Source organism: Bradyrhizobium sp. 138, from assembly GCF_023074075.1.
Lineage (GTDB): Bacteria > Pseudomonadota > Alphaproteobacteria > Rhizobiales > Xanthobacteraceae > Bradyrhizobium.
The window spans coordinates 520904-542616 of the sequence record NZ_JADPKT010000003.1 but is presented as its reverse complement, the minus strand read 5'-3'; the positions used below and the strand labels follow the sequence as shown (position 1 = coordinate 542616).

At 64.1% G+C, this 21713-nt stretch carries 17 protein-coding genes; 11 read left to right on the top strand and 6 right to left on the bottom strand.

Translation table 11 applies throughout. The features are described from left to right. Positions 1-50: 50 nt before the first annotated feature. Complete coding sequence (gene secA, locus IVA79_RS03515; RefSeq protein ID WP_247550377.1) at positions 51-2891, top strand: preprotein translocase subunit SecA; 2841 nt, start codon at positions 51-53, stop codon at positions 2889-2891. Positions 2892-4126: 1235 nt separating this feature from the next. Here the strand turns inward: secA and IVA79_RS03510 are convergent. Continuing rightward, entirely contained in the window at positions 4127-4570 is a 444-nt protein-coding gene (locus IVA79_RS03510) for a MarR family transcriptional regulator (RefSeq protein ID WP_128930249.1), read from the bottom strand. 179 nt (positions 4571-4749) lie between these two features. Here IVA79_RS03510 and IVA79_RS03505 point away from each other — a divergent pair, with 179 nt between their 5' ends. The 7 genes from IVA79_RS03505 (at position 4750) to IVA79_RS03475 (ending at position 12225) form a co-directional block, all read left to right on the top strand. Then, positions 4750-5934: a substrate-binding domain-containing protein gene (locus tag IVA79_RS03505; protein WP_247550376.1), complete on the top strand. Its 1185-nt coding sequence runs from the start codon at positions 4750-4752 to the stop codon at positions 5932-5934. A 153-nt stretch (positions 5935-6087) separates the two neighbouring features. Next, positions 6088-7602, top strand: coding sequence for an amidase (locus IVA79_RS03500; RefSeq protein ID WP_247550375.1), 1515 nt, complete (start codon positions 6088-6090; stop codon positions 7600-7602). 36 nt (positions 7603-7638) lie between these two features. Then, on the top strand, positions 7639-8496 hold the full coding sequence (locus IVA79_RS03495) for a branched-chain amino acid ABC transporter permease (protein ID WP_027577047.1): 858 nt from the start codon (positions 7639-7641) through the stop codon (positions 8494-8496). A 4-nt stretch (positions 8497-8500) separates the two neighbouring features. Next, positions 8501-9718, top strand: a complete 1218-nt coding sequence (locus IVA79_RS03490; protein WP_247550374.1) for a substrate-binding protein — start codon at positions 8501-8503, stop codon at positions 9716-9718. A gap of 6 nt (positions 9719-9724) precedes the next feature. Further along, positions 9725-10816: a branched-chain amino acid ABC transporter permease gene (locus IVA79_RS03485; RefSeq protein ID WP_247550373.1), complete on the top strand. Its 1092-nt coding sequence runs from the start codon at positions 9725-9727 to the stop codon at positions 10814-10816. Beyond that, entirely contained in the window at positions 10806-11537 is a 732-nt protein-coding gene (locus IVA79_RS03480; protein ID WP_247550372.1) for an ABC transporter ATP-binding protein, read from the top strand. The genes IVA79_RS03485 and IVA79_RS03480 overlap by 11 nt, the downstream gene beginning before the upstream one ends. Beyond that, positions 11530-12225 carry an ABC transporter ATP-binding protein gene (locus IVA79_RS03475; protein WP_247550371.1) on the top strand — a complete coding sequence of 232 codons (696 nt, stop codon included), beginning with the start codon at positions 11530-11532 and terminating at the stop codon, positions 12223-12225. The genes IVA79_RS03480 and IVA79_RS03475 overlap by 8 nt, the downstream gene beginning before the upstream one ends. Before the next feature lie 774 nt (positions 12226-12999). Here IVA79_RS03475 and IVA79_RS03470 read toward each other — a convergent pair. From IVA79_RS03470 to IVA79_RS03450, 5 genes are all read right to left on the bottom strand, one after another. Beyond that, positions 13000-13848, bottom strand: coding sequence for a DUF3883 domain-containing protein (locus tag IVA79_RS03470; protein ID WP_247550370.1), 849 nt, complete (start codon positions 13846-13848; stop codon positions 13000-13002). Between the two features lie 100 nt (positions 13849-13948). Beyond that, a complete protein-coding gene (locus tag IVA79_RS03465; protein ID WP_247550369.1) occupies positions 13949-15460 on the bottom strand; it encodes a murein L,D-transpeptidase family protein in 1512 nt (503 codons plus the stop codon). A 517-nt stretch (positions 15461-15977) separates the two neighbouring features. Then, positions 15978-16940, bottom strand: a complete 963-nt coding sequence (locus IVA79_RS03460) for an acetyl-CoA carboxylase carboxyltransferase subunit alpha (protein ID WP_247550368.1) — start codon at positions 16938-16940, stop codon at positions 15978-15980. 269 nt (positions 16941-17209) lie between these two features. Next, the gene (xerD, locus tag IVA79_RS03455) at positions 17210-18169 is read right to left on the bottom strand and encodes a site-specific tyrosine recombinase XerD (protein WP_247550367.1); all 960 of its coding nucleotides are present in this window, start codon (positions 18167-18169) and stop codon (positions 17210-17212) included. A 17-nt stretch (positions 18170-18186) separates the two neighbouring features. Beyond that, positions 18187-18333, bottom strand: coding sequence for a hypothetical protein (locus IVA79_RS03450; protein ID WP_057747440.1), 147 nt, complete (start codon positions 18331-18333; stop codon positions 18187-18189). 172 nt (positions 18334-18505) lie between these two features. On the opposite strand from IVA79_RS03450, the gene IVA79_RS03445 reads away from it, so the two are divergent. The 3 genes from IVA79_RS03445 (at position 18506) to IVA79_RS03435 (ending at position 21688) form a co-directional block, all read left to right on the top strand. After that, positions 18506-19129: a shikimate kinase gene (locus IVA79_RS03445; RefSeq protein WP_247550366.1), complete on the top strand. Its 624-nt coding sequence runs from the start codon at positions 18506-18508 to the stop codon at positions 19127-19129. Beyond that, on the top strand, positions 19126-20268 hold the full coding sequence (gene aroB / locus IVA79_RS03440) for a 3-dehydroquinate synthase (protein WP_247550365.1): 1143 nt from the start codon (positions 19126-19128) through the stop codon (positions 20266-20268). The genes IVA79_RS03445 and aroB overlap by 4 nt, the downstream gene beginning before the upstream one ends. A gap of 67 nt (positions 20269-20335) precedes the next feature. After that, entirely contained in the window at positions 20336-21688 is a 1353-nt protein-coding gene (locus IVA79_RS03435) for a hemolysin family protein (protein ID WP_247550364.1), read from the top strand. Positions 21689-21713: the final 25 nt, after the last annotated feature.

The following is a 21713-nucleotide window of genomic DNA, read 5'->3' as shown; positions in this document are numbered from 1 at the left end:
GACAACTTCTTGGGCCCAACGCGGTTGAATCGCGAACACAGGAACTAGGCATGATCGGCGCGCTCGCCCGCAAGTTTTTCGGCTCCGCCAACGACCGGCGGGTGAAGGGATATCAGTCCCGCGTCAACGCCATCAATGCGCTGGAGGGAGAGGTTTCCAAACTCTCCGACGAGGCGCTCAAGGCCCGCACCGCCGAGTTCAAGAAGCAGCTCGCCGAGGGCAAGACGCTCGACGACCTGCTGGTCCCCGCCTTCGCAACCGTGCGCGAGGCCGCCAAGCGCACGCTCGGCCAGCGCCATTTCGACGTCCAGCTGATCGGCGGCATGGTGCTGCATGAGGGCGACATCGCCGAGATGAAGACCGGCGAAGGCAAGACGCTGGTCGCAACGCTCGCGGTGTATCTCAACGCGCTCGCCGGCAAGGGCGTGCACGTCGTCACCGTCAACGACTACCTCGCCCGCCGCGACTCCGCCTGGATGGGCCAGATCTACAGCTTCCTCGGCATGACCACCGGCGTGATCGTGCACGGCCTCGACGATGCCGAGCGCAAGGCCGCCTATGCCTGCGACATCACCTACGGCACCAACAACGAATACGGCTTCGACTACCTGCGCGACAACATGAAGTACCGGCTCGAGGACATGGTCCAGCGGCCGCATTTCTTCGCCATCGTCGACGAGGTCGACTCCATCCTCATCGACGAAGCGCGCACGCCGTTGATCATCTCCGGTCCGCTCGACGACCGTTCCGACTTCTACAACACCATCGACGGCTTCCTGCCCAAGCTCGACAAGACCGATTACGAGGTCGATGAGAAGCAGCGCACGGTGACGCTGACCGAAGCCGGCATGGAGAAGATCGAGACCCTGCTGCGGGATGCCGGCCAGCTCAAGGGCGAGTCGCTCTACGACGTCGAGAACGTCTCGGTCGTGCACCACATCAACCAGGCGCTGCGTGCCCACACGCTGTTCACGCGCGACAAGGACTACATCGTCCGCGACGACGAGGTCATCATCATCGACGAGTTCACCGGACGCATGATGCAGGGCCGCCGCTATTCCGAAGGTCTGCACCAGGCGCTGGAAGCCAAGGAGCACGTGCAGGTTCAGCCGGAGAACCAGACGCTGGCCTCGATCACCTTCCAGAACTATTTCCGGATGTATGAGAAGCTCGCCGGCATGACCGGCACGGCGTTGACCGAAGCCGACGAACTCTTCGACATCTACAAGCTCGAGGTCGTGGAAATCCCGACCAACGTACCGATCGGCCGCCTCGACGAGGACGACGAGGTTTATCGCACCCACAAGGAAAAATACTCGGCCATCCTCGCCGAGATCGAGCGGGCCAATTCGCGGCTGCAGCCGGTGCTGGTCGGTACGGCATCGATCGAGAAGTCGGAAGTGCTTGCCGAATTCCTGAAGCAGAACGGCTACAAGCAGATCGATTTCGGCAAGGAGAACGCACTCGACAAGCTTTACGCGGCTGCCCGCGCCGGCAAACCGGCAAAGCTGTTCGCGGTGCTGAATGCGCGCTTCCACGAGCAGGAAGCCTATATCGTCGCGGAAGCCGGCGTGCCCGGCGCGATCACGATCGCGACCAACATGGCCGGCCGCGGTACCGACATCAAGCTTGGTGGCTCGCTCGAGATGCGCATCCCGAAGGAGACCGCGGGCATCGAGGACGAGGCCGAGAAGGCCATGAAGATCGAGCAGATCAAGGCCGACGTCGAGCGCTTCCGCGACATCGTGCTCAAGGCTGAAGAGATCGTCGAGATCGAGCCGGCGAAGGGCAGCAAGCCCGCCAAGACGGTGACGAAGCCCGGCGGCCTCTACATCATGGGCTCCGAGCGGCATGAATCCCGCCGCATCGACAACCAGCTGCGCGGCCGGTCCGGCCGTCAGGGTGATCCCGGCCGCTCCAAGTTCTTCCTGTCGCTGGAAGACGATCTGATGCGCATCTTCGGCTCGGATCGCCTCGACAGCATGCTGCAGCGTCTCGGCCTGCAAGAGGGCGAGGCGATCATCCATCCCTGGATCAACAAGGCGCTGGAAAAGGCGCAGCAGAAGGTCGAGGCGCGCAACTTCGACATCCGCAAGAACCTCCTCAAGTTCGACAACGTCCAGAACGACCAGCGCAAGGTGATCTTTGACCAGCGCGTTGAGCTGATGAAGGACGAGAGCGTCGCCGAGACCGTCGCCGACATGCGCCACGCCTTCATCGACGACCTCGTCGCCAAGCACGTGCCCGAGCATGCCTATGCCGAGCAGTGGGACGTTGCCGGTCTGAAGGACGAGCTGAAGCGCGTGCTCGATCTCGACCTGCCGGTCGACGACTGGGCCAAGGAAGAAGGCATCGCCGACGAAGAGCTGCTCACGCGCATCGAGACCAAGGCCGACGAGCACATGGCGGCCAAGGTGGGGCAATGGGGTCCCGACGTGATGCGTTACGTCGAGAAGACCATTTTGCTCCAGACGCTCGACCATCTCTGGCGCGAGCATCTGATCATGCTCGACCATCTGCGCCAGGTCATCGGCCTGCGCGGCTACGGCCAGCGCGATCCGCTCCAGGAGTACAAGACCGAAGCCTTCAATCTCTTCCAGGAGATGAGCGCGCACTTGCGCGAGGCCGTCACGGCGCAGTTGATGCGCGTCGAGATCGTCCCGCCGGAGCAGGAAGCTCCCGTGCTGCCGCCGATGGAGGCGCACAAGTTCGACCCGAACACCGGCGAGGATGAGATGGCGCTCGCCAGCGTCACGCTCGGCGCCCAGGCCTCCGACGCCGCGCTGCGCGATCCCAAGAACCCCGCCAGCTGGGGCAAGGTCGGCCGCAACGAGGACTGCCCCTGCGGCTCAGGCAAGAAGTACAAGCATTGCCACGGGCGGTATGCGTAATCGCTAACTTCGCTGGCATGCGCATGTGAGCCGCGAAGCTCGCGCCTTATTCTCCATTGTCGTCGCCCGGTTTAACCGGGCGACCCAGTGCGCCGCGGCCTCTCAATTCAATCACAATCGTCTCTGGAATACTGGATCGCCCGATTGAATCGGGCGATGACTGTTGTGCGTGTGGCGCGCAACCCTCTCCACATCGTCATCCCGGCGAAGGCCGGGATCCATACCGCGGAATCCATCGATCGTGCGCAGTCGTCGTGCCGCACGAGAAAGACAACTACCAGCCAAAGCGACATCCTGCCGACAAAACACTTCAGTGGGACATGATGCTCGGCACGGCCATCGTGAAATGCGCGCCTGAGCAAGGCGCGAAGCCCAGCATGGCTCGCAGCTGAAGCCTTCGGTCAAAGCGCGGGATCGTGTCTCGGAGAATCCGCGGGGTAGACCACCCAATCTTTGCGGCTGCTCTTTTGTGAACTGGATCACCGCAACAAAGCTCGATCCGTGTTTTGATTGAGATGCATCACGCGGCCCGACAAAAAGGAGCCCAGGCAATGTCTAAACGTGTACTGCCAACCGCCTTTTGTGTTCTTGCCCTCAGTTTCTACGCCTGCGGTTCTGCCGCTGCGAGCCAAGTGGCCGGATGGTGGGGCGGAACGTGGTCGTGCAACATAGACGGCCGGCCGGCCCGGATGAAATGGGCCGCCGTGGATGATAGTCAGACAACCTGCGACGGGAACACTTGTACCAGTAGCTCGGGAGCACGCTGGTCAGGCAGCTTTTCAGACAATGGCTCGCGCTGGGTGAGGCTGACAAATCCACGCAGCGGCACGCAGGGCGGCGTATATTTCAACCATGCCGATGGCAATAGATGGTACTTAGCCAAACCGGCCAGCAACAAGGCTGTGGGCTGGACGACATGGAACGGCCAACGTTATTCCCTCTCGTGCTGGCGATGATGCAATCGTGCGTCGCCTGCTTATTCTCAGCCTGCACTCAAGGCGAGCCTTGAGAACGGAACAAGGTCTGGGTGCGCTCTGTCTGGTATATTTTGCGCGGTGAGCGATGACATCAGCGCTCGACCGCGCACAAGATAAAATGCGGCCAGGCTCTTGAACGCCGTGCCGCCACATCCAGCGTGACCTGCGCGAGTGCTTTCGGAGAGTTTCCCTCTCGATGCATCGAACGGCAGATGAGCGTGTCCGCTTCGATAAGCGCGACCCTCCAATTCACGACGTCTAATTCGAACTGTCGATCAAACTCTCCAGCAGCCGCTTCAATTCGCTGGTCGACTTGTCGCCGTAGCTTTCCAGGATGTGCTCCTCCTGGTCGACCGCCAGCGAGTTGAGCTTCTTGCTCAGCACCTTGCCGCGGTCGGAGATGAACATCAGGACCTTGCGGCGGTCGTTCGGATCCTGCACGCGATAGACCAGCGTGTCCGAGACCATGCGGTCGATCATCTTGGTCAGGGTCGGATGGTTGAGCAGCACGGCGTCCGCAAGCTCGCCCATCGAATGGCCGTTGCCATCCGACAGCACTTTCAGGATGCGCCATTGCTCGACCGGCACGCCTTCCTTGCTCAACCGCAGTTCGAGCTGCCGATTGATTTCCCGGTTGGCTTGCGCGAGCAGGTAGGCGAGGTGTTCGGTGATCGGGGAGTTTTCTTTCGACGGTTTTGCCACGGCTAAGACTTCGTCTTGACCCAAATGAGTGAATGTCTTGCAATCAATGCTGCATCTATATGCACTTCAATTGTTGAATATTCAATATTTTCAAAATAGGATCATTGCCCAACAAAAGGGCGGAAGCCGCGGCCGCCTGCCCAATGTGCTTTCAGGTCTGGTCCCAGACAGGAGTTGGCGTGCACACGACGGTGAACTTCCCGGCTCACGGCGGCCCGGCGTTGCCGCCGTCCTTGCTGTTCAGGAATCTGTCGTCTGCGGCGGCGGATGGCGTGTTGTCGCCGCGCGACCACGCCTCCTTCAGGCGGCGGGGCGCCAACAAGCTGCGTGTCGGTGGCTTCATCTGCTGCACCGGCTCGCCCGGAGTGTGGGGGCCCTGCGCGACCAACAGCGCGACGCTCGCCGTCGCCGAGATCAACAAGCGCGGTGGCATCCTCGGCCGCGAGATCGAGCTTTCGATCTACGATGCCGGCGGACCTCTCGATGACGTCCTGAACCGCGCCGAGCAGGCGATCGCGTTCGACGAGGTCGATCTCATCGTCGGCTTGCACACCAGTGCGGTCCGCGTTGGCCTCCGCGATGTCACCACGCGTCATCGGATCCCCTATATCTATACGCCGGTCTACGAAGGCGGCGAGCGGACGCCTGGCGTGATGGCGATCGGCGAGACGCCGCGCTGGCAGAGCCGCCCCGCCATCCACTGGCTCGCCGACGTCAAGAAGGCCAAGCGCTGGTACCTGATCGGCAGCGACTACGTCTGGCCCTGGCAATCGCACCGCGCGGTGAAGAACTACATCAAGGAGACTGGCGGTCACGTCGTCGGCGAGGAATTCGTTCCGCTCGGCGAGGACAATCACGAGCCGCATCTGGCGCGCATCCGCGCTGCCAAGCCCGACGTCGTGTTGATCTCGCTGATCGGCACCGACAGCAGCACCTTCAACCGCGCGTTCGGCGAATGCGGCCTGGGCGCCACCACGCTGCGGCTTGCCGGCGCCATGGATGATACCGTGCTGCTCGGTATCGGCGCCGACAACAGCGAAAACATGTTCTGTGCCTCGGGCTATTTCACCGGCACCGGCGCGCGCGCCAATGACGACTTCCAGAGCCGCTATCACGCGATGTTCGGACCGAATGCGCCGCCGATCGGCTCGGTCGGACAGTCCAGCTACGAAGGCCTGCGCTTCCTCGAGGCCGTCGCGAACAAGGCCGGTTCGTTCTCGATGGGCCCGATGCTCGCGGCCGGCCGCAACATCGTCTACAGCGGCGCCCGCGGGCCGGTCACCGTCCGCGACGGGCGCGCGCGGATGCCGATGCATCTCGCCGAAGCGGACGGCCTCGATTTCAGGCTGATCAAGCCGATCTGACCTCGCCGCGGCAATCCGTGCGGGCCGGTCTGCAAAATAATACTTGAAAAGGAAAATATTTCCGTTTTGAATGTTCGAGCCGGGCCGGTGCGCTCGTCGCCCGCAACGCGGCCGCACGCCCAAGGACTGATCCAGAAACTTCAGGAGAGCGCCGTGACTGTTGTCCTTCCCACGCCAGCCCAACTTCGCAGCGTCGCCGAGCAGTGCGGCCTTTCGCTGACCGACGACGATATCGCTTCGTTCCGCGGCCTGATGCAGGGCTCGATCGAGGCCTACAATCTCGTTGCCGCGATGCCGGACGAGGTGCCTGAGGTGAAATACCCGCGCACGCCGGGCTATCGGCCCTCGACCGAGGAAAACCCGCGCAATGCCTGGTATCGCAAGTCGACCGTGAAAGGCGCCGCCAGCGGCAAGCTCAAGGGCAAGACCGTGGCGCTGAAGGACAACATCATGCTGGCCGGCGTGCCGATGACCAACGGCTCGTCGACGCTGGAAGGCTTTGTGCCCGATTTCGACGCCACCATCGTCACGCGCATGCTGGATGCCGGCGCCGAGATCAAGGGCAAGGTGCATTGCGAGCATTTCTGCCTCTCCGGCGGCAGCCACACCGGCTCCTACGGGCCGGTGCACAATCCGCACAAGATGGGCTACTCGGCCGGCGGCTCGTCGTCGGGCTCCGGCGTCGTGGTCGCGCTCGGCGAGGTCGACATGGCGATTGGCGGCGATCAGGGCGGCTCGATCCGCATGCCGTCCTCGTTCTGCGGCATCTACGGCATGAAGCCGACCTGGGGCCTCGTGCCCTATACCGGCATCATGCCGATCGAGATCTATGTCGATCATACCGGCCCGATGACCGCGACGGTCGCCGACAACGCGCTGCTGCTCGAGGTGCTCGCCGGCGACGACGGTTACGACCCGCGCATCAAGTCGCCGAAGGTCGAGGAGTACACCAAGGCGCTCGGCCAGGGCGTCAAGGGCATGAAGATCGGCATCGTCAAGGAAGGTTTTGAGCAGCCGACCGCGGAGGCCGCGGTGAATGAAAGCGTGCGCGAGGCCGCAAAGCGCTTCAAGGATTTGGGCGCCACCGTCGAGACCGTCTCGATTCCGATGCATCTCCTGGGCGGCGCGATCTGGACCCCGATCGGCACCGAAGGCCTGACCCAGACCATGATGTTCGGCGACGGCTACGGCCTGTCCCGCGGCGATCTCTATTCGACCTCGCTGATGGATTTTCATCGCGGCTGGCGCCGGCAGGCCGACTCGCTGTCCGAGACCACGAAATTGTTCATGATGCTCGGCACCTACATCAACAACAATTTCGGTCCACGCTTCTACGGCAAGGCGCTCAACATCTCGCGGCGGCTGACCGCGGCCTACGACAAGGCGTTCGGCGACTACGATCTGCTGCTAATGCCGACCACGCCAATGAAGGCGACCAAGCTGCCGGAGCCCAATGCCAGCCGCGAGGACTACGTCGCCCGCGCGCTCGAGATGATCTCCAACACCGCGCCGTTCGACATCACCCATCATCCCGCGATGTCGCTGCCCTGCGGCATGGTCGATGGCCTGCCCGTCGGCCTGATGCTGGTCGGCCGCATGTTCGAGGAATCCACCATCTATCGCGCCGCTCATGCCTTCGAGCAGATCGGCGACTGGAAGAAGATGTGAGCGCGGCCTTGATGCAGGCGAACGGAAGACCACCATATGGCTAACGCGTTCGTCGCAGCGTTCGAGATCCTGAGCTTCGGCGCGATCATCGTCCTGATCGTGCTGGGGCTCGGGATCATCGCCAGCATGATGGGCATCTTCAACTTCGCGCAAGGCGAGTTCGTCCTGCTCGGGGCCTACATCACCTATCTCGCTTATGCCAAGGGACTGCCGATATGGGCCGGCATGGTCGCGGCGCCCTTCGTGGTCGGCGCGCTCGGCTTCGTGCTGGAGGCGCTGATCATCCGCAGATTCTACGCAGCACCGATCGTCGCCATGCTCGGCACCTATGCGCTCGGCCTGATCATCCGCGAATCCGTGCGCGGGCTGATCGGCGGCTTCTATCTCACCGTGCCCGAGCCGATCGGCGGCTCGATCGATATCGGCGCCATGCACATCTCGGCCTGGCGCTTCACCATCATCGTCATCACACTCCTGGTGATGGGCGGCTGCTATCTGTTGCTGTCGCGCACCAGCTTCGGCCTGCGCGTGCGTGCCACGCTGGAGAACCCGTCGCTGGCGCGCGCCTCGGGCATCTCCACGCCGCTGATCTACGGCGCCACCTTTGCGTTCGGCGCGGCGCTCGCCGGCCTTGCCGGTGCGCTGATCGTGCCGGTGTTCAGCCTGTTCGCCGACCTCGGCCTGCGTTTCCTGATCCAGGGCTTTGTCGCGGTCATGGTCGGCGGCGTCGGCTCCTTCATCGGGCCGGTCGCAGGGGCCGGTGTCATCGGCACGCTCAGCGCGGCGCTGCCCTGGGTGATGGCGCCCGTCGTCGCCGACGTGCTCGTCTTCGTGCTTGCCATTGTCTTCATCAAATTCCGCCCGCAGGGCCTCATCGCTGGAAAAGGGGTTTAGCCACATGTTCGATCGCACTCAGCTCTCACGCCGCCGCTTCCTCTCCAATTTCGCCTTTGCCTCCGGCGCGGTCGCAACCGGGGTTGGAAGCTGGGTGATCCCGGCGCCCTGGGCCAATGCGGCGGAAGCGCCGATCAAGGTCGGCATCGCCACCGACCTCACTGGTCCGATCGCCTATGCCGGCAACGCCGACGCCAATGTCGCCAAGATGGTGATCAAGGAGATCAACGCCGCTGGCGGCCTGCTCGGTCGTCCGCTCGAGCTCTACATCGAGGATACCGCGTCGAACGAATCGGTTGCGGTGGGCAACGTGCGAAAACTGATCCAGCGCGACAAGGTCGACATGGTGCTCGGCGGCATCACCTCCTCGATGCGCAACGCGATCAAGGACCCGATCGTGGCGCGCGGCAAGACGCTCTACATTTATCCGCAGCTCTATGAGGGCAAGGAGTGCACGCCCTATCTGTTCTGCACCGGGCCGACGCCGGCGCAGCAATGCGACGAGTTCATCCCCTGGCTGATCAAGAACGGCGGCAAGAAGTTCGCGCTGCCGAGTGCCAATTATGTCTGGCCGCACACGCTCAACGTCTATGCCCGCAAGGTGATCGAGGCGAACGGCGGCGAGGTCGTGTTCGAGGAATACTATCCGCTCGACCAGGTCGACTTCTCCGCGACCGTCAACCGCATCGTCTCCAACAAGGTCGACGTCGTCTTCAACACCGTCATTCCGCCCGGTGTCGGTCCGTTCTTCAAGCAGCTCTATGAAGCCGGCTTCCTCAAGAACGGCGGGCGGCTCGCCTGCGTCTACTATGACGAGAACACGCTCAACATCAATCAGGCCGCGGAAATCGAGGGGCTCGCGAGCTGCCTCGACTATTTCAAGGTGCTGACCAAGGAGAACCCGTTCGACGCCAAGATCCAGGCGGCCTACGAAAAGGATTTCCCGGGCAACTTCCTGTTCGCCGCCGGCAGCGCCGCCACCGGCACCTATCGTGGCCTCAAGCTGTGGGAAGCCGCGGTCAAGGAAGCCGGCAAGATCGATCGCGAGGCCGTTGCCGCCGCGCTCGATCACGCCAAGATCGCCGAAGGTCCCGGCGGGCCGGCCGAGATGGTGCCGGGCAAGCGGCACTGCAAGATGAAGATGTACACCGCGGTCGCCAAGGCCGGGAATTACGAGATCGTCGCGCGCAGCGAGGGTCTGGTCGATCCAAAGGAATGCTGAGGTGGAATGCTGAAGCCGATGAGTGTGGTAAGACAGGCCATCGCCGCCGACGCAGACGACGACATGGACGGTGCGATGGCTGAAGGCGCTGCGGCGGGACAACCGGCGGCGGGACGACGAGTCCTGCCGATCGTGGAGGGCGTCGTGCTCCTTGCGGCGCTGCTGGCGCCGCTGGTGCTGCAGGACTATCTCACGGTGTTCGCGACGCGCGTGATCATCCTGGCGCTGTTCGCGCTGTCGTTCGACCTGGTCTGGGGCTATGCCGGCATCATGAGCTTCGGCCAGGCCCTGTTCTTCGGCTCGGCCGGCTACGGCGTGGCGCTGCTCGCCCGCGACCTCGACATCACCAACATCTTGCTGGTGCTGCCGGCGGGCACCATCATCGGCCTCACCTTCGCGCTGCTGCTCGGCGGCTTCCTGCTGCTGGGCCGGCATCCCTCCAGCGTGATCTTCGTCTCGCTCGGCACGCTGACCGGCTCCTACGCCGCCGATCGTCTCGCGCGCGGCTGGTATTATCTCGGCGGCCAGAACGGCATCCCCTCGATCGCGCCGATGTCGCTCGGGACTTACGAGTTCACGGAAGGGCCGGCTTTCTACTATCTCGTGCTCGGCATCCTCGTCGCGGTCTACCTGCTCTGCCGCTTCCTGGTGCGCTCGCAATTCGGTCTCGCGCTGGCGGGTTTGCGCGAGAACGAGCAGCGCATCGCCTTCTTCGGCTACAAGGCGCAGCACCTGAAGGCGATCATCTTCACCATCGGCGGCGGCGTCGCCGGGCTTGCCGGCAGCCTCTATGCCTTTCACGAAGGTTTCGTCTGGCCCAACATGGTCGGCGTCGTGGTCTCGACCCAGGTGGTGCTTTACGTGCTGTTCGGCGGCTCCGGCACGCTGATCGGCGCCGTCATTGGTGCCGTCATCGTCGAGGGCGTCAGCTTCTGGCTGTCGGACAATTACCGCGACATCTGGCCGATCATTCTGGGATTGTTGCTGCTGCTGGTGATCCTGTTCCGGCCGCTCGGCCTGATCAGCTTCGTCCTCGGCGAGCGTGAACGGGTCGGCAGCTTCGGCGCCAAGGTCAAGGAGAAGCGCAATGCTCCTTGAAGCCGCCGGCATCAAGAAGATCTTCGGCAAGCTCACTGCGCTCGACGGCGCCGCACTCGCCGTCGGCGAAAACGAGTTCCACGGCCTGATCGGCCCGAACGGCTCCGGCAAGAGCACGCTGATGAAGTGCATCGCCGGCGCCGAGGTGCCGACGCAGGGGAAAGTCTCCTTCGTCAACACCGACATCACCGCGTTCACGCCGACCGAGCGGGCGCGGGCCGGCATGAGCCTGAAATTCCAGATCACATCCGTGCTGCCGTCGCTGACGCTGTACGACAACATCCTGCTCGCGCTGCAGGCGCAGTCTTCGCTGTTCGATCTCGTATTCTCGCGCACCAGGGGCGCGCTGCACGACCAGGTCATGGCCATGCTGAGGCAATTCCGTCTCGCCGACCGCGCCTTCGATGCGGCGGCGGCGCTGTCGCACGGCCAGCAGCAATGGCTGGAGATCGCGATGGCGCTGGCGGGCAAGCCGAAACTGCTGCTGTTGGACGAGCCGACCGGCGGCATGAGCCTGGAGGAGCGCCGCGTCACCGGCGAATTGCTCCAGCCGATCAAGCAACATTGCTCCCTCGTCATCGTCGAGCACGACCTCGATTTCATCCGCGATATCTGCGACCGCCTCACCGTGCTCGACCAGGGCAGGGTGCTGGCGTCGGGCACCGTGTCCGAGATCCAGGCCAACACATCCGTCCAGGAGATCTATCTGCGCCGTGCCTGAATTTTTGGACATCAAGCATCTCGACGCGGGCTATGGCCGCAGCCAGGTCCTGTTCGACGTCAACCTCGGCATTCCCTGGCGCGGCGGCGTCGCCGTGCTCGGGCGCAATGGCGCCGGCAAGACCACGCTGATGAAGACCATCGTCGGCGAGCTGCCGGCGTGGAACGGCGAGGTCGCCTTCGACGGCCGCGACATCAGCCGCCGCGCCACCCAGGAGCGCGTCCGCGCCGGCATCGGCTACGTGCCGCAGGAGCATTCGGTGTTCGCGCGCCTGTCGGTGCGCGACAATCTCGCCGTCGGCTCGCTCGCGTCCAAGGATGCCTCCGCGGTCGACCGCGTGCTGACGATCTTCCCGAAGCTCGGCCAGCGCCTCGACCAGCCCGCCGGCACGCTCTCCGGCGGCGAGCGCAAGATGCTCGCGATCGGCCGCGCCATGCTGGGCGATCCAAAATTGCTGCTGCTGGACGAGCCGACCGAAGGCGTCTGGATCGGCGTGATCGAGGAGATCACCGAGCGCCTGATCGAGCTCGCCAAGACCATCGCCGTCATCATCGTCGAGCAACATCTCGACCTCGCGCTGCGCGTCGCCGACTACGCCTACGTGCTCGACCGCGGCCGCGTCGCGCTGCAGGGGGAGGCGGGGGCGGTGAGGGGCAATCCGGAGCTGATGCGGTATCTGGCGCCGTGACTCAGCTGCCGTAGCCCGCATGAGCGAAGCGACATGCGGGACTCATCCGCGACATTCCCGGATATCGCTTCGCTCATCCGGGCTACACGCCGTCATGCGCCGGCCCGGCGGAGATTGCGGCGGCCTTACTCGGTTCAACTGTCAAACAGCCACATGACATCGCGATCCCGCGGCGCCTTGCGCCCGGGTTTTGCTTCGCTTCTGGCGCCCCCTTCGAATCGGAAGGGCGCAGGGAAGGCCGGGTACCGGCTGGCACCCGCGAGCCCCTGTGCATGAGTGCGTAGATAAACGCTCACAGGGGAGACACAGGTGCAGCCCGATAACCGGCCTTCCCTGCGCAGTGGTTTGACGGCTTATGTCGCGCTCTCCCCGGGGAGCGAAGCACTTTTGCCCCCGTCGCCCTGCAGATCGCTGATGCGCGCGTCCGGTCGGACCGCCACACCACTGCAGCACTTGACGCCAGCCAGCGGGCGCCAGGACCACACGATTTTGCCGTACGCGCGCCGTGCTGTCGTACACGCGCCCGCTGATCGCTCACGGGGACACCCCGCCCTGCGACCGCCTCTGGCGCCAACACCGCCCACGTCCACCGCAACTCACCCCACGAACCGTGACGATCGCGACCCGCCCCCTCCGGCGGGATGAGATGGCAAGGGAGTATAGGGTGTGTCGTGCTTCGGGTAAAGGGAAATTATGAATTATCCGAAGGAATTGAGATTGGGGAAAGTGTGCCCGGCAAGGCGCGTTGCGGCTCCAAAAATGATGAGCCTAACGTTATCTCGGTTCGGCAGAGTATGCGGTGGGCGCCATCAAGAGTGCATCTTCTAGCGGTGGCGGGATCTCGAACATCTGAGCGCCGTTCCGGAAATGAAAGACACGTCGGATCCGGTACACGTCACTTCGCTCTGCGGCAACGTCGACCTCTCGCCTCGTGAGCCAAAACGCAGTGCGCTCGTGTCCACATGTCGTCTTGATCTCCAGCAATCGCTCTTCTCCATCAGGCTCAAAGGATCGCACGTCGTAGCCGTATCCATCGCCATCCAAATCGGAAACCCAACGAACGTTGGTGGCAAGGTCGTCACGCCCGGCCCGTCGCAGGCGGTCGCGTTCAAACTCCACGACGAATTTCTCGCCTGCTTTTCCTAGCTCACGATTTTTGGCGTCTCGCTCAGCTGGATCGAACTTGCCGACGAGACGTCGAACCGCTGGCGTCAGCATTTTGTCCGAATTGGCGAACGATGGCGGAGGAACGAAGATTGCGTCATCGTTCAGCGCTAGTGGTTGAGTGTCTGCGTTTGCGGGGTAGAGAAAATCTGAAGCTCGCCCGACATTCCGCTCAACAGCCGCGACCAGGGCATCCTGATAATGCGCCAACGGTTTGTAGCCGTTGATCCACTGCGCCCCGAGCATATCGAGAACCGCGGAGATATTTTGAAGCTTGCGTTCGATCGAGCCTTCAGACCGACGCACGATCGTCATGAGCTGGCGACGATTCTGAGCCTTGCTGTACGCTGCTCCTGCTATTTCGGAAGCCAGCATCCGAAAATAGCTGTCGACCACGGCGGAGAGCTCGCTCTCCGTCCAAGGTGTTCCAGCGATTCCCTCGGTGTGCTCCCGGTCCAAGTTTCAGCCTCTTGGACTGGGAGAGTATCAGGGAAGTCGCTCGGTGCAACGGCGGCGCCCAAGACGTAGAAAAACCGCTTCGTCGTGAGCGATTGGATTGTTACTTCATCGCCCCAAAGCGGCTCTCGAACGAGTTCGACGACACCACCGGCGCGGCGCCGGCCATCTGGCCGCTCTCACCGGCACCATCGCTCACCGACGGCTTCAGCGCCGGCCGCGTCGCGGCAAGTCGCGTGTCGGGCTGCTTCGCCGGCTCGGCGGGCTTGGCGGCAGCAACAGCCGGCTTCGGCGCATCCTTCGCGGCATCCTTGGGCTTGTCATTCCCCGGCACGAAGCGGCCCACGGCGGCCTTGAGCCGGGACGCTGCGGTGGGCGGCGTCGGGGCGGTCTGGGCCGGCGCGACGGAGGCGGTGGCTTGCGGCGGCGGGGTGGTGGCCGTGGTGTCGGCGGTGCCCATGCCCATCTTGCGGCCGAGGTTGGAGAAGAAGCCGCCGCCTTGAGATTTTTCGGCAGGCGCGGCCGTGGCGACGCGGGTGCTGCTTGCGGGCACGGCAACGACCGGCTCTTCCTGCGGCGCGGGCGCGGACGCCACCGCATCGAGATTCGGCTTGGGCGGATTGACGTGACCGGGGATCGTGCCCGGCGCCTTCGCCATTGCCAGCATCTGCAGCGTGTTGCCTTCGGCGCCCTCGGACAGGCCGGTCGAGCCTTCCGGAATCTTCGCGGCGAAGATCTTGTTCATGCCGCCGTCGATGCCGGTGTTCATGCGCGCCACCGGCGTGCCCTTGGCGACGAGCCTGGCGTATTCCGCCTCGTCCTTGGCTTGCTTGCCGCGCACGGCGGCGACGACGTCCTCTGGGATAACATAGGCCGGGCACTTCGCCGAGGCGTCGAACACCGGATCGCGCTTCGCATCGGGCGGCTTGGTTGCGTCGAAGACGTACTTCTTCTCGCAGAAATCGACCTTCGGCTCCTGCCGCGTCACCTCGAAATGATCATAGCCTTCCTTGATCATCTTCCAGAACGGCATGTTCGGATTGTTCCGGTGCTTGGCCATGTTCACCGGCGTCATCTTGAACGGATAGGCCTGCAGCTGGAACGCCTTCTGTCCTCCGAAGAAGGATTCGCGCCCGAGCGAATAGATCTCCGCGATCTGCTCGTCGGTCATCGCGTAGCAGCCGCGCGAAGAACAGTCGCCATGCACCATCAGCTGCGAGCCGGTGCGCCCCAATGCCTTGTCGAACGCGTTCGGATAGCCGGTGTTGAACGACAGATAATAGGCCGATTGCGGATTCATCTGGCCAGGATTGATCGAGTAGAATCCCTCCGGCGCCTGGCGGTCGCCTTCGCGCACCTTGGGGCCGAGGTCGCCCGACCAGCGGCAGATCGGATAGGTCTTGAGCAGCGCGAACTGGCCCGAGCGGGTCTGCTTCCAGACCTCGAGCTCGGCCTCCTGCTTGAACAGGCGGACCAGGATCGGCGATTGCAGATCCATGTCCTTCTCGACCATCGCGGCGAGCAGCTTCGGCGGCACCGGCTGGTTGGCCTTTGCGTTGGTCGCGAGCGAGACCTGGTCGGTGTCGCAGCCGGCCAGCAGACCGCCAGCCGTCATCAGCGCAACCGAAGCCAAGAGCGCGCGAGCAAGCGAACGAGAAATCAAGATGGACCCCACACCGTGCCGGGCAAGAAGCGCGAACCCCAATTCATGGGAGCATGATCCGACCGGACAACCGGACCCGTCACGACGGGCTTTTTCAGCTCACGCCCCAGCGCTTATGCCCTGAAGCCATTGATTAAAATTCTAACCTCTGGGTCATGTGGTCGCAACCCGAGCGGGGATCACGAGCCCGTTGGCCCATCGGCATGGTCAACGAAGACTGAACGGACGCGACTTGATGGACGTGACTTGGGACGGAACTTGGGCCTTTCGGCCCAACCCGGACTCAGATCGCCGATTTGGGCAAAAAAAGGGTTAATGCGGGGTTACCGGGGTGCCCCCGGGAGGTCTCGCAGGGTGGGCAAAGGCGCATCGCGCCGTGCCCACGATCTGCGTGTGATCGGTGAGAATTCGTGGGCACGTCGCGCAAGAGCGCGCCTTTGCCCACCCTACGGCACCGAATCCGCCCGAATCAGCCCAGTTTCCGGCCGATATCGAGGAATTTCTGCCGGCGCTGCTTGCGGATGGCGTCGCCGTCGAGGCCGCGCATCTCGTCGAAGGCCTTGGCGATGGCCTCCCCGGTGGTGGCGATCATGGCGGCGGGGTCGCGGTGGGCGCCGCCGACCGGCTCCTTCAAAATGCTGTCGATCACGCCGAAGCGGAGCATGTCCTGGGCGGTGATCTTCATGTTGTTGGCGGCTTCCTGCGCCTTGGTGCCGTCGCGCCAGAGGATGGAGGAGGCGGCCTCGGGCGAGATCACGCTGTAGATCGCGTGCTCCAGCATCAACACCCGGTTGGCGGTGGTAATCGCAATGGCGCCGCCCGACATGCCCTCGCCGGTGATGATCGCGACGTTCGGCACGGTCAGCGCCAGGCACGCGTCGGTCGAGCGCGCGATCGCCTCGGCTTGTCCGCGCTCCTCGGCGCCGATGCCGGGATAGGCGCCGGCGGAATCGGCCAGCGATAGCACCGGCAGGCCGAACCGCTCGGCCATCTCCATCAGCCGCACGCATTTGCGATAGCCTTCGGGCCGCGCCATGCCGAAATTGTGCCGGATGCGGCTTTCGGTGGAATCGCCCTTTTCCTGGCCCATCACGCAGATCGGCTCGCCGCGGAAGCGGCCGAAGCCGGCAACCAGCGCCTCGTCCTCGCCGAACTTGCGGTCGCCGGCGAGCGGGGTGAATTCGGTGATCAGGCCCTTGATGAAGTCGTTGAAGTGCGGCCGCTGCGGATGCCGCGCCACCAGCGTCTTCTGCCACGGTGTCAGGTTCTGATAGAGGTCGGCGAGCGCCTGCGCCGCCTTGTCCTCGATCCGCCCGATCTCGTCAGAGATGTCGGTGCCGGAGGCCGCGAGCGTCCTGAGCTCGTCGACCTTGGAGTCGAGCTCGGCGACGGGCTTTTCAAAGTCGAGATAGCTGCGCATCTGGTCTTGCATCAACTCAATATAGGGGACGGGGCGAGGCGGCGAAGCGGATTTCGATTTGCGGAGAGAAGCGTAGCTTCTTCAATGGGTTGGCTTGTGTACTGCGAGCGAGCCCGCCAAATCATGCGAAAGGCCCCGGCTCTTTCTGCGGAGATGTGGCCGAAGTCAAGGCGGTTTGATGGGTGATGCGTAGCCCGGATGGAGCAAAGCGCAATCCGGGAAGGTCTTTCCGTGACCTGAGAACCCCGGATTTCGCTGCGCTCCATCCGGGCTACGAAAACTCACTTCTCCGCCAGCGGGTGCAGATCGCGCACCAGGCTCTTCAGCCGCTCCTCGACCACGTGGGTGTAGATCTGGGTCGTGGAAATGTCGGTGTGGCCGAGCAGGGTCTGCACGATGCGCAAATCAGCGCCGTTGTGCAGGAGGTGACTGGCAAAGGCATGGCGCAGCACGTGCGGGGAGACCAGCCGGGCCTGCAGGCCGGAGGCGACCGCGAGCTCCTTGAGGTCGCGGGCAAAATGCTGCCGCGTCAGATGCCCGCTCTCGCCGAACGAGGGGAATAGCCATTTCGAGGCGGCGAGGCTGTCTTTCTTCTTCTCGGTTTTCGCAGCCTCCGTCGCCGCGAGATAATCCGCCATCGCCTGCCGCGAGGCCTCGTTGAGCGGCACCAGGCGCTCCTTGTTGCCCTTGCCGCGCACCACGATCATGCGGGCGTCGCGCTTGGCCGCCGAGCGCGGCAGCGCCACCAGCTCGGAAACGCGCAGGCCGGTGGCGTAGAGCACCTCGAGCAGGCAGTAGAGCCGCAAGCTCCGCAGCCGCTTGGCGGGCGAGGCATCCTCCGCCTCGCTTAATTCCTTGGCGCGGCGGAGCATGCGGTCGACATCGGCGATCGACAGCACCTTCGGCAGGCCGCGGCCGCGCTTGGGGCCGGACAGGATCGCGGCGGGATCCTCGGCCCTGATGCGTTCGTTGAGGAGAAAGCGATAGAGGTGCCGCATCGCCGACAACCGGCGCGCGACGCTGGTGGATTTGAAACCGCGCGTGTCGAGATCGGCGAGATAGTCGCGCAGGACTTGCGTCTCCGCGTCCACAAAATTGTGGCCGGCGCGGCCAAGAAATTCCGAGAAATCGGTGAGGTCGCGGCGATAGGCGTCGAGCGTATTGGGCCCGGCGCCCTGTTCTGCCGCGAGCATGTCGAGGAACAGGCCGGTGAGCTTGCTATCGGAGGGCTTGGTTCGCATGCCCTTCAGGCTAGCTCCTATTTCTTGAGAAACTTGTCCGGCGGGATCGTCACCGTCATTTCCCGCGGCTTCGGATTGACGAAGTTCGCCAGCGCGAAGACCGCGCCATAGACGATGCCGGCGATCACGGCGACGACCGTCAGGAAGCGGAACAGGCTGGGCATCGTTCTGGGGTCTCTACGGGGTTCCGGAGGGCAAATTAACCAATGAAATCATCCAACATGTTCGCCGTTTCGTGGCAAGAGTCCTCTGGCGAGGGCACCCTCGGGGTCGTATAGGTGGCCACAGCGTGCCGCCTTTGGCGGCAGATCGAGCGAGATCCATTCGAGCGAGACCATGTCCGACGCCGCGTTGCCGATACCAGCTTCGCCTGAAGCCGACATCCTGTCGGCGCTCGGCGCGCGCTCGATCGTGCTCGTCGGCATGATGGGGGTGGGGAAATCGACCATCGGCCGCCGGTTGGCGGCCCGTCTCAAGCTGCCGTTCGTCGATGCCGACACCGAGATCGAGACGTCGGCCCAGATGAGTATCCCGGAGATCTTCGAGCGTCACGGCGAATTGTATTTCCGTGACGGCGAGGCGCGGGTGATCGCGCGGCTGCTCGACGGCGGGCCGGTGGTGCTGGCAACCGGCGGCGGCGCCTTCATGCGCGAGGAGACGCGCGCGCGCATCGCGGCAAAGGCGGTGTCGATCTGGCTCAGGGCCGACCACGACGTCATCATGCGCCGCGTGCGCCGCCGCGCCGACCGTCCGCTGCTCCAGACCGCCGATCCGGAAGGAACCGTGACGCGCCTTCTCACCGAGCGTGAGCCGGTCTATGGCCATGCCGACCTCACCATCGCCTCGCGCGACGTGCCGCACGACAAAATCGTCGAGGAATGCATCGAGGCGCTGCTCGCCCATCTTTGCGGCCAACAGGCCGCCCAGCCACCTGCCGACGTTGCGAGTGCCATACGATGACTGCGCCGTTGAAACATTCCGATCCTGTCAATGTCGAGGTCGCGCTGGAGAATCGCGCCTATGACATCGTCATCGGCCGCGGCGTGCTGGCTTCGCTCGGCGAACGCGTCGCGCGCCTGCGGCCCGGCGTGCGCACAGCTATCGTGACCGACCGTACGGTGGCCAAGCACTGGCTCGAGCCCACTGAAGCCTCGCTCGCGGCGAGCGGCATCCCGACCTCACGCATCGTGGTCGAGGAAGGCGAGATCTCCAAGACCTATGCCGGCCTCGAAAAGGTCAGCGAGGCCCTGATCGCCGCGAAGATCGAGCGCAACGATCTCGTCATCGCGCTCGGCGGCGGCGTGGTCGGCGATCTCGCCGGCTTTGCCGCGGCGATCCTGCGCCGCGGCGTCGATTTCGTGCAGGTGCCGACCTCGCTGCTGGCGCAGGTCGATTCATCCGTCGGCGGCAAGACCGGGATCAACTCGCCGCAGGGCAAGAACCTGCTCGGGGCCTTCCACCAGCCGGTGCTGGTCATCGCCGACACCGCCGTGCTCGACACGCTGTCGCCGCGCCAGTTCCGCGCCGGCTATGCCGAGGTCGCCAAATACGGTGTGCTCGGCGACGAGGCCTTCTTCACCTGGCTGGAGAAGAACCATGCCGACATCGTCAAGGGCGGCTCGGCGCGCGAGCACGCGATCGCCACCTCCTGCCGCGCCAAGGCCGGTGTCGTCTCGCGCGACGAGCGCGAGACCGGCGAGCGCGCGCTGCTCAATCTCGGCCACACCTTCGGCCACGCGCTGGAGGCGGCGACGGGCTTCTCCGACCGCCTGTTCCATGGCGAGGGCGTCGCGATCGGCATGACGCTGGCGGCGCAGTTCTCGGCCAGGCTCGGCATGATCGGCGAGGCCGATGCGCTGCGCGTCGAGCGGCACCTGATCGACGCCGGCCTGCCGACGCGCCTGCAGGACATCGCAGGGTTCGCGCAGGAAGGGCTTGCCGATGCCGACGCGCTGATGGCGCTGATGGCGCAGGACAAGAAGGTCAAGCGCGGCAAGCTCACCTTCATCCTGCTGGAAGCCGTCGGGCGCGCGGTGATCGCAAAGGACGTCGAGCCGGCCCCGGTGCGCGATTTCCTGAAGGCGAAGTTATCACAGTGATGGCAGGACCGCTTGGCACGGCCGCCCACGAAGCGGCGCGGAATGCCGAGGCGGCCGCGAGGCAAACATGAGCTCGATCTCGATCAATCTGCTGCTTGCGGTCCTCCTGCTCGCCGCCAACGCGTTCTATGTCGCGGCGGAATTCGCGCTGGTGAAGAGCCGCGGGTTTCGCGTCAAGGCCATGGTCGAGCAGAACCGCTTCGGCGCCCGCCTGCTGCAGACCATGATGGGCAACATCGAATCCTATCTCGCCTGCTGCCAGCTCGGAATCACCATGGCCTCGCTCGGCCTCGGCTGGATCGGTGAGCCGACCGTTTCTGCGCTGCTGAGCCCCATCCTCCAGCCGCTCGGCCTGTCGGAAGCCACGCTGCACTTCACCTCGTTCGTCGCCGGCTTCCTGGTGTTCTCCTCGCTGCACATCATCATCGGCGAACAGGTGCCCAAGACGCTTGCGATCCGGGAGCCGATGCCGGTGTCCCAGTGGATCGCGTATCCGCTGTATGCCTCGTACCTAGTGTTCTATCCGCTGAGCTGGTGTCTCAATACGGCTTCGAGCGCGATCCTGCGTCTGATCGGGGTCCAGGAGTTCTCGCAGCACGAGATCCTGACGGATTCCGAGATCGAGGGCCTGGTCGAGGAATCCGCCGTGCACGGCAAGATCGAGAGCGGCGAGGCCGAGTACATTCACAATGTCTTCCGCCTCGGCGAATTGACGGTGTCCGACGTGATGGTTCACCGCACCGCCATGGTGATGATCAATGCCGATCTGCCGCCGGAGGAGCTGGTGCGGGAGGTGCTGGCCACCGAATACACCCGCATTCCGCTGTGGCGCGACAAGTCGGAGAACATCATCGGCATTCTGCACGCCAAAGATCTGTTGCGGGCCATCCGCGCGTCAGAGGGCGACACCTCGCGCATCGACGTCACCACCATCATGCTGCCGCCCTGGTTCGTGCCGGAAATGCGGCCGATATCCCAGCAGCTCAAGGCGTTCCGCCGCCGCAAGACCCATTTCGCCCTCGTCGTCGACGAGTATGGAGAGGTTGAAGGCCTGGTCACGCTGGAAGATATTCTGGAGGAGATCGTCGGCGATATCTCCGACGAGCATGACGTGGTCGTTGCCGGCGTGCGCCGCCAGCCGGACGGCTCGGTCGTGGTCGACGGCTCGGTGCCGATCCGCGACCTCAACCGCGTCATGGACTGGCACCTGCCCGATGAGGAGGCGACGACGGTCGCCGGCCTCGTGATCCACGAGGCGCGCTCGATCCCCGACCGCGGACAGAGTTTCACGTTCCACGGCTTCCGTTTCCGCGTCCTCCGCCGCGAGCGCAACCGCATCACCGCGCTCCGTATTTCACCGGTGGCGCGCGATGCGGAGCTGGAAGAGGCCAAGCCGAGGCGGGCCGGGACGTCGTTTTGATTTTCTTACCCTCCCGGAGAGGGTA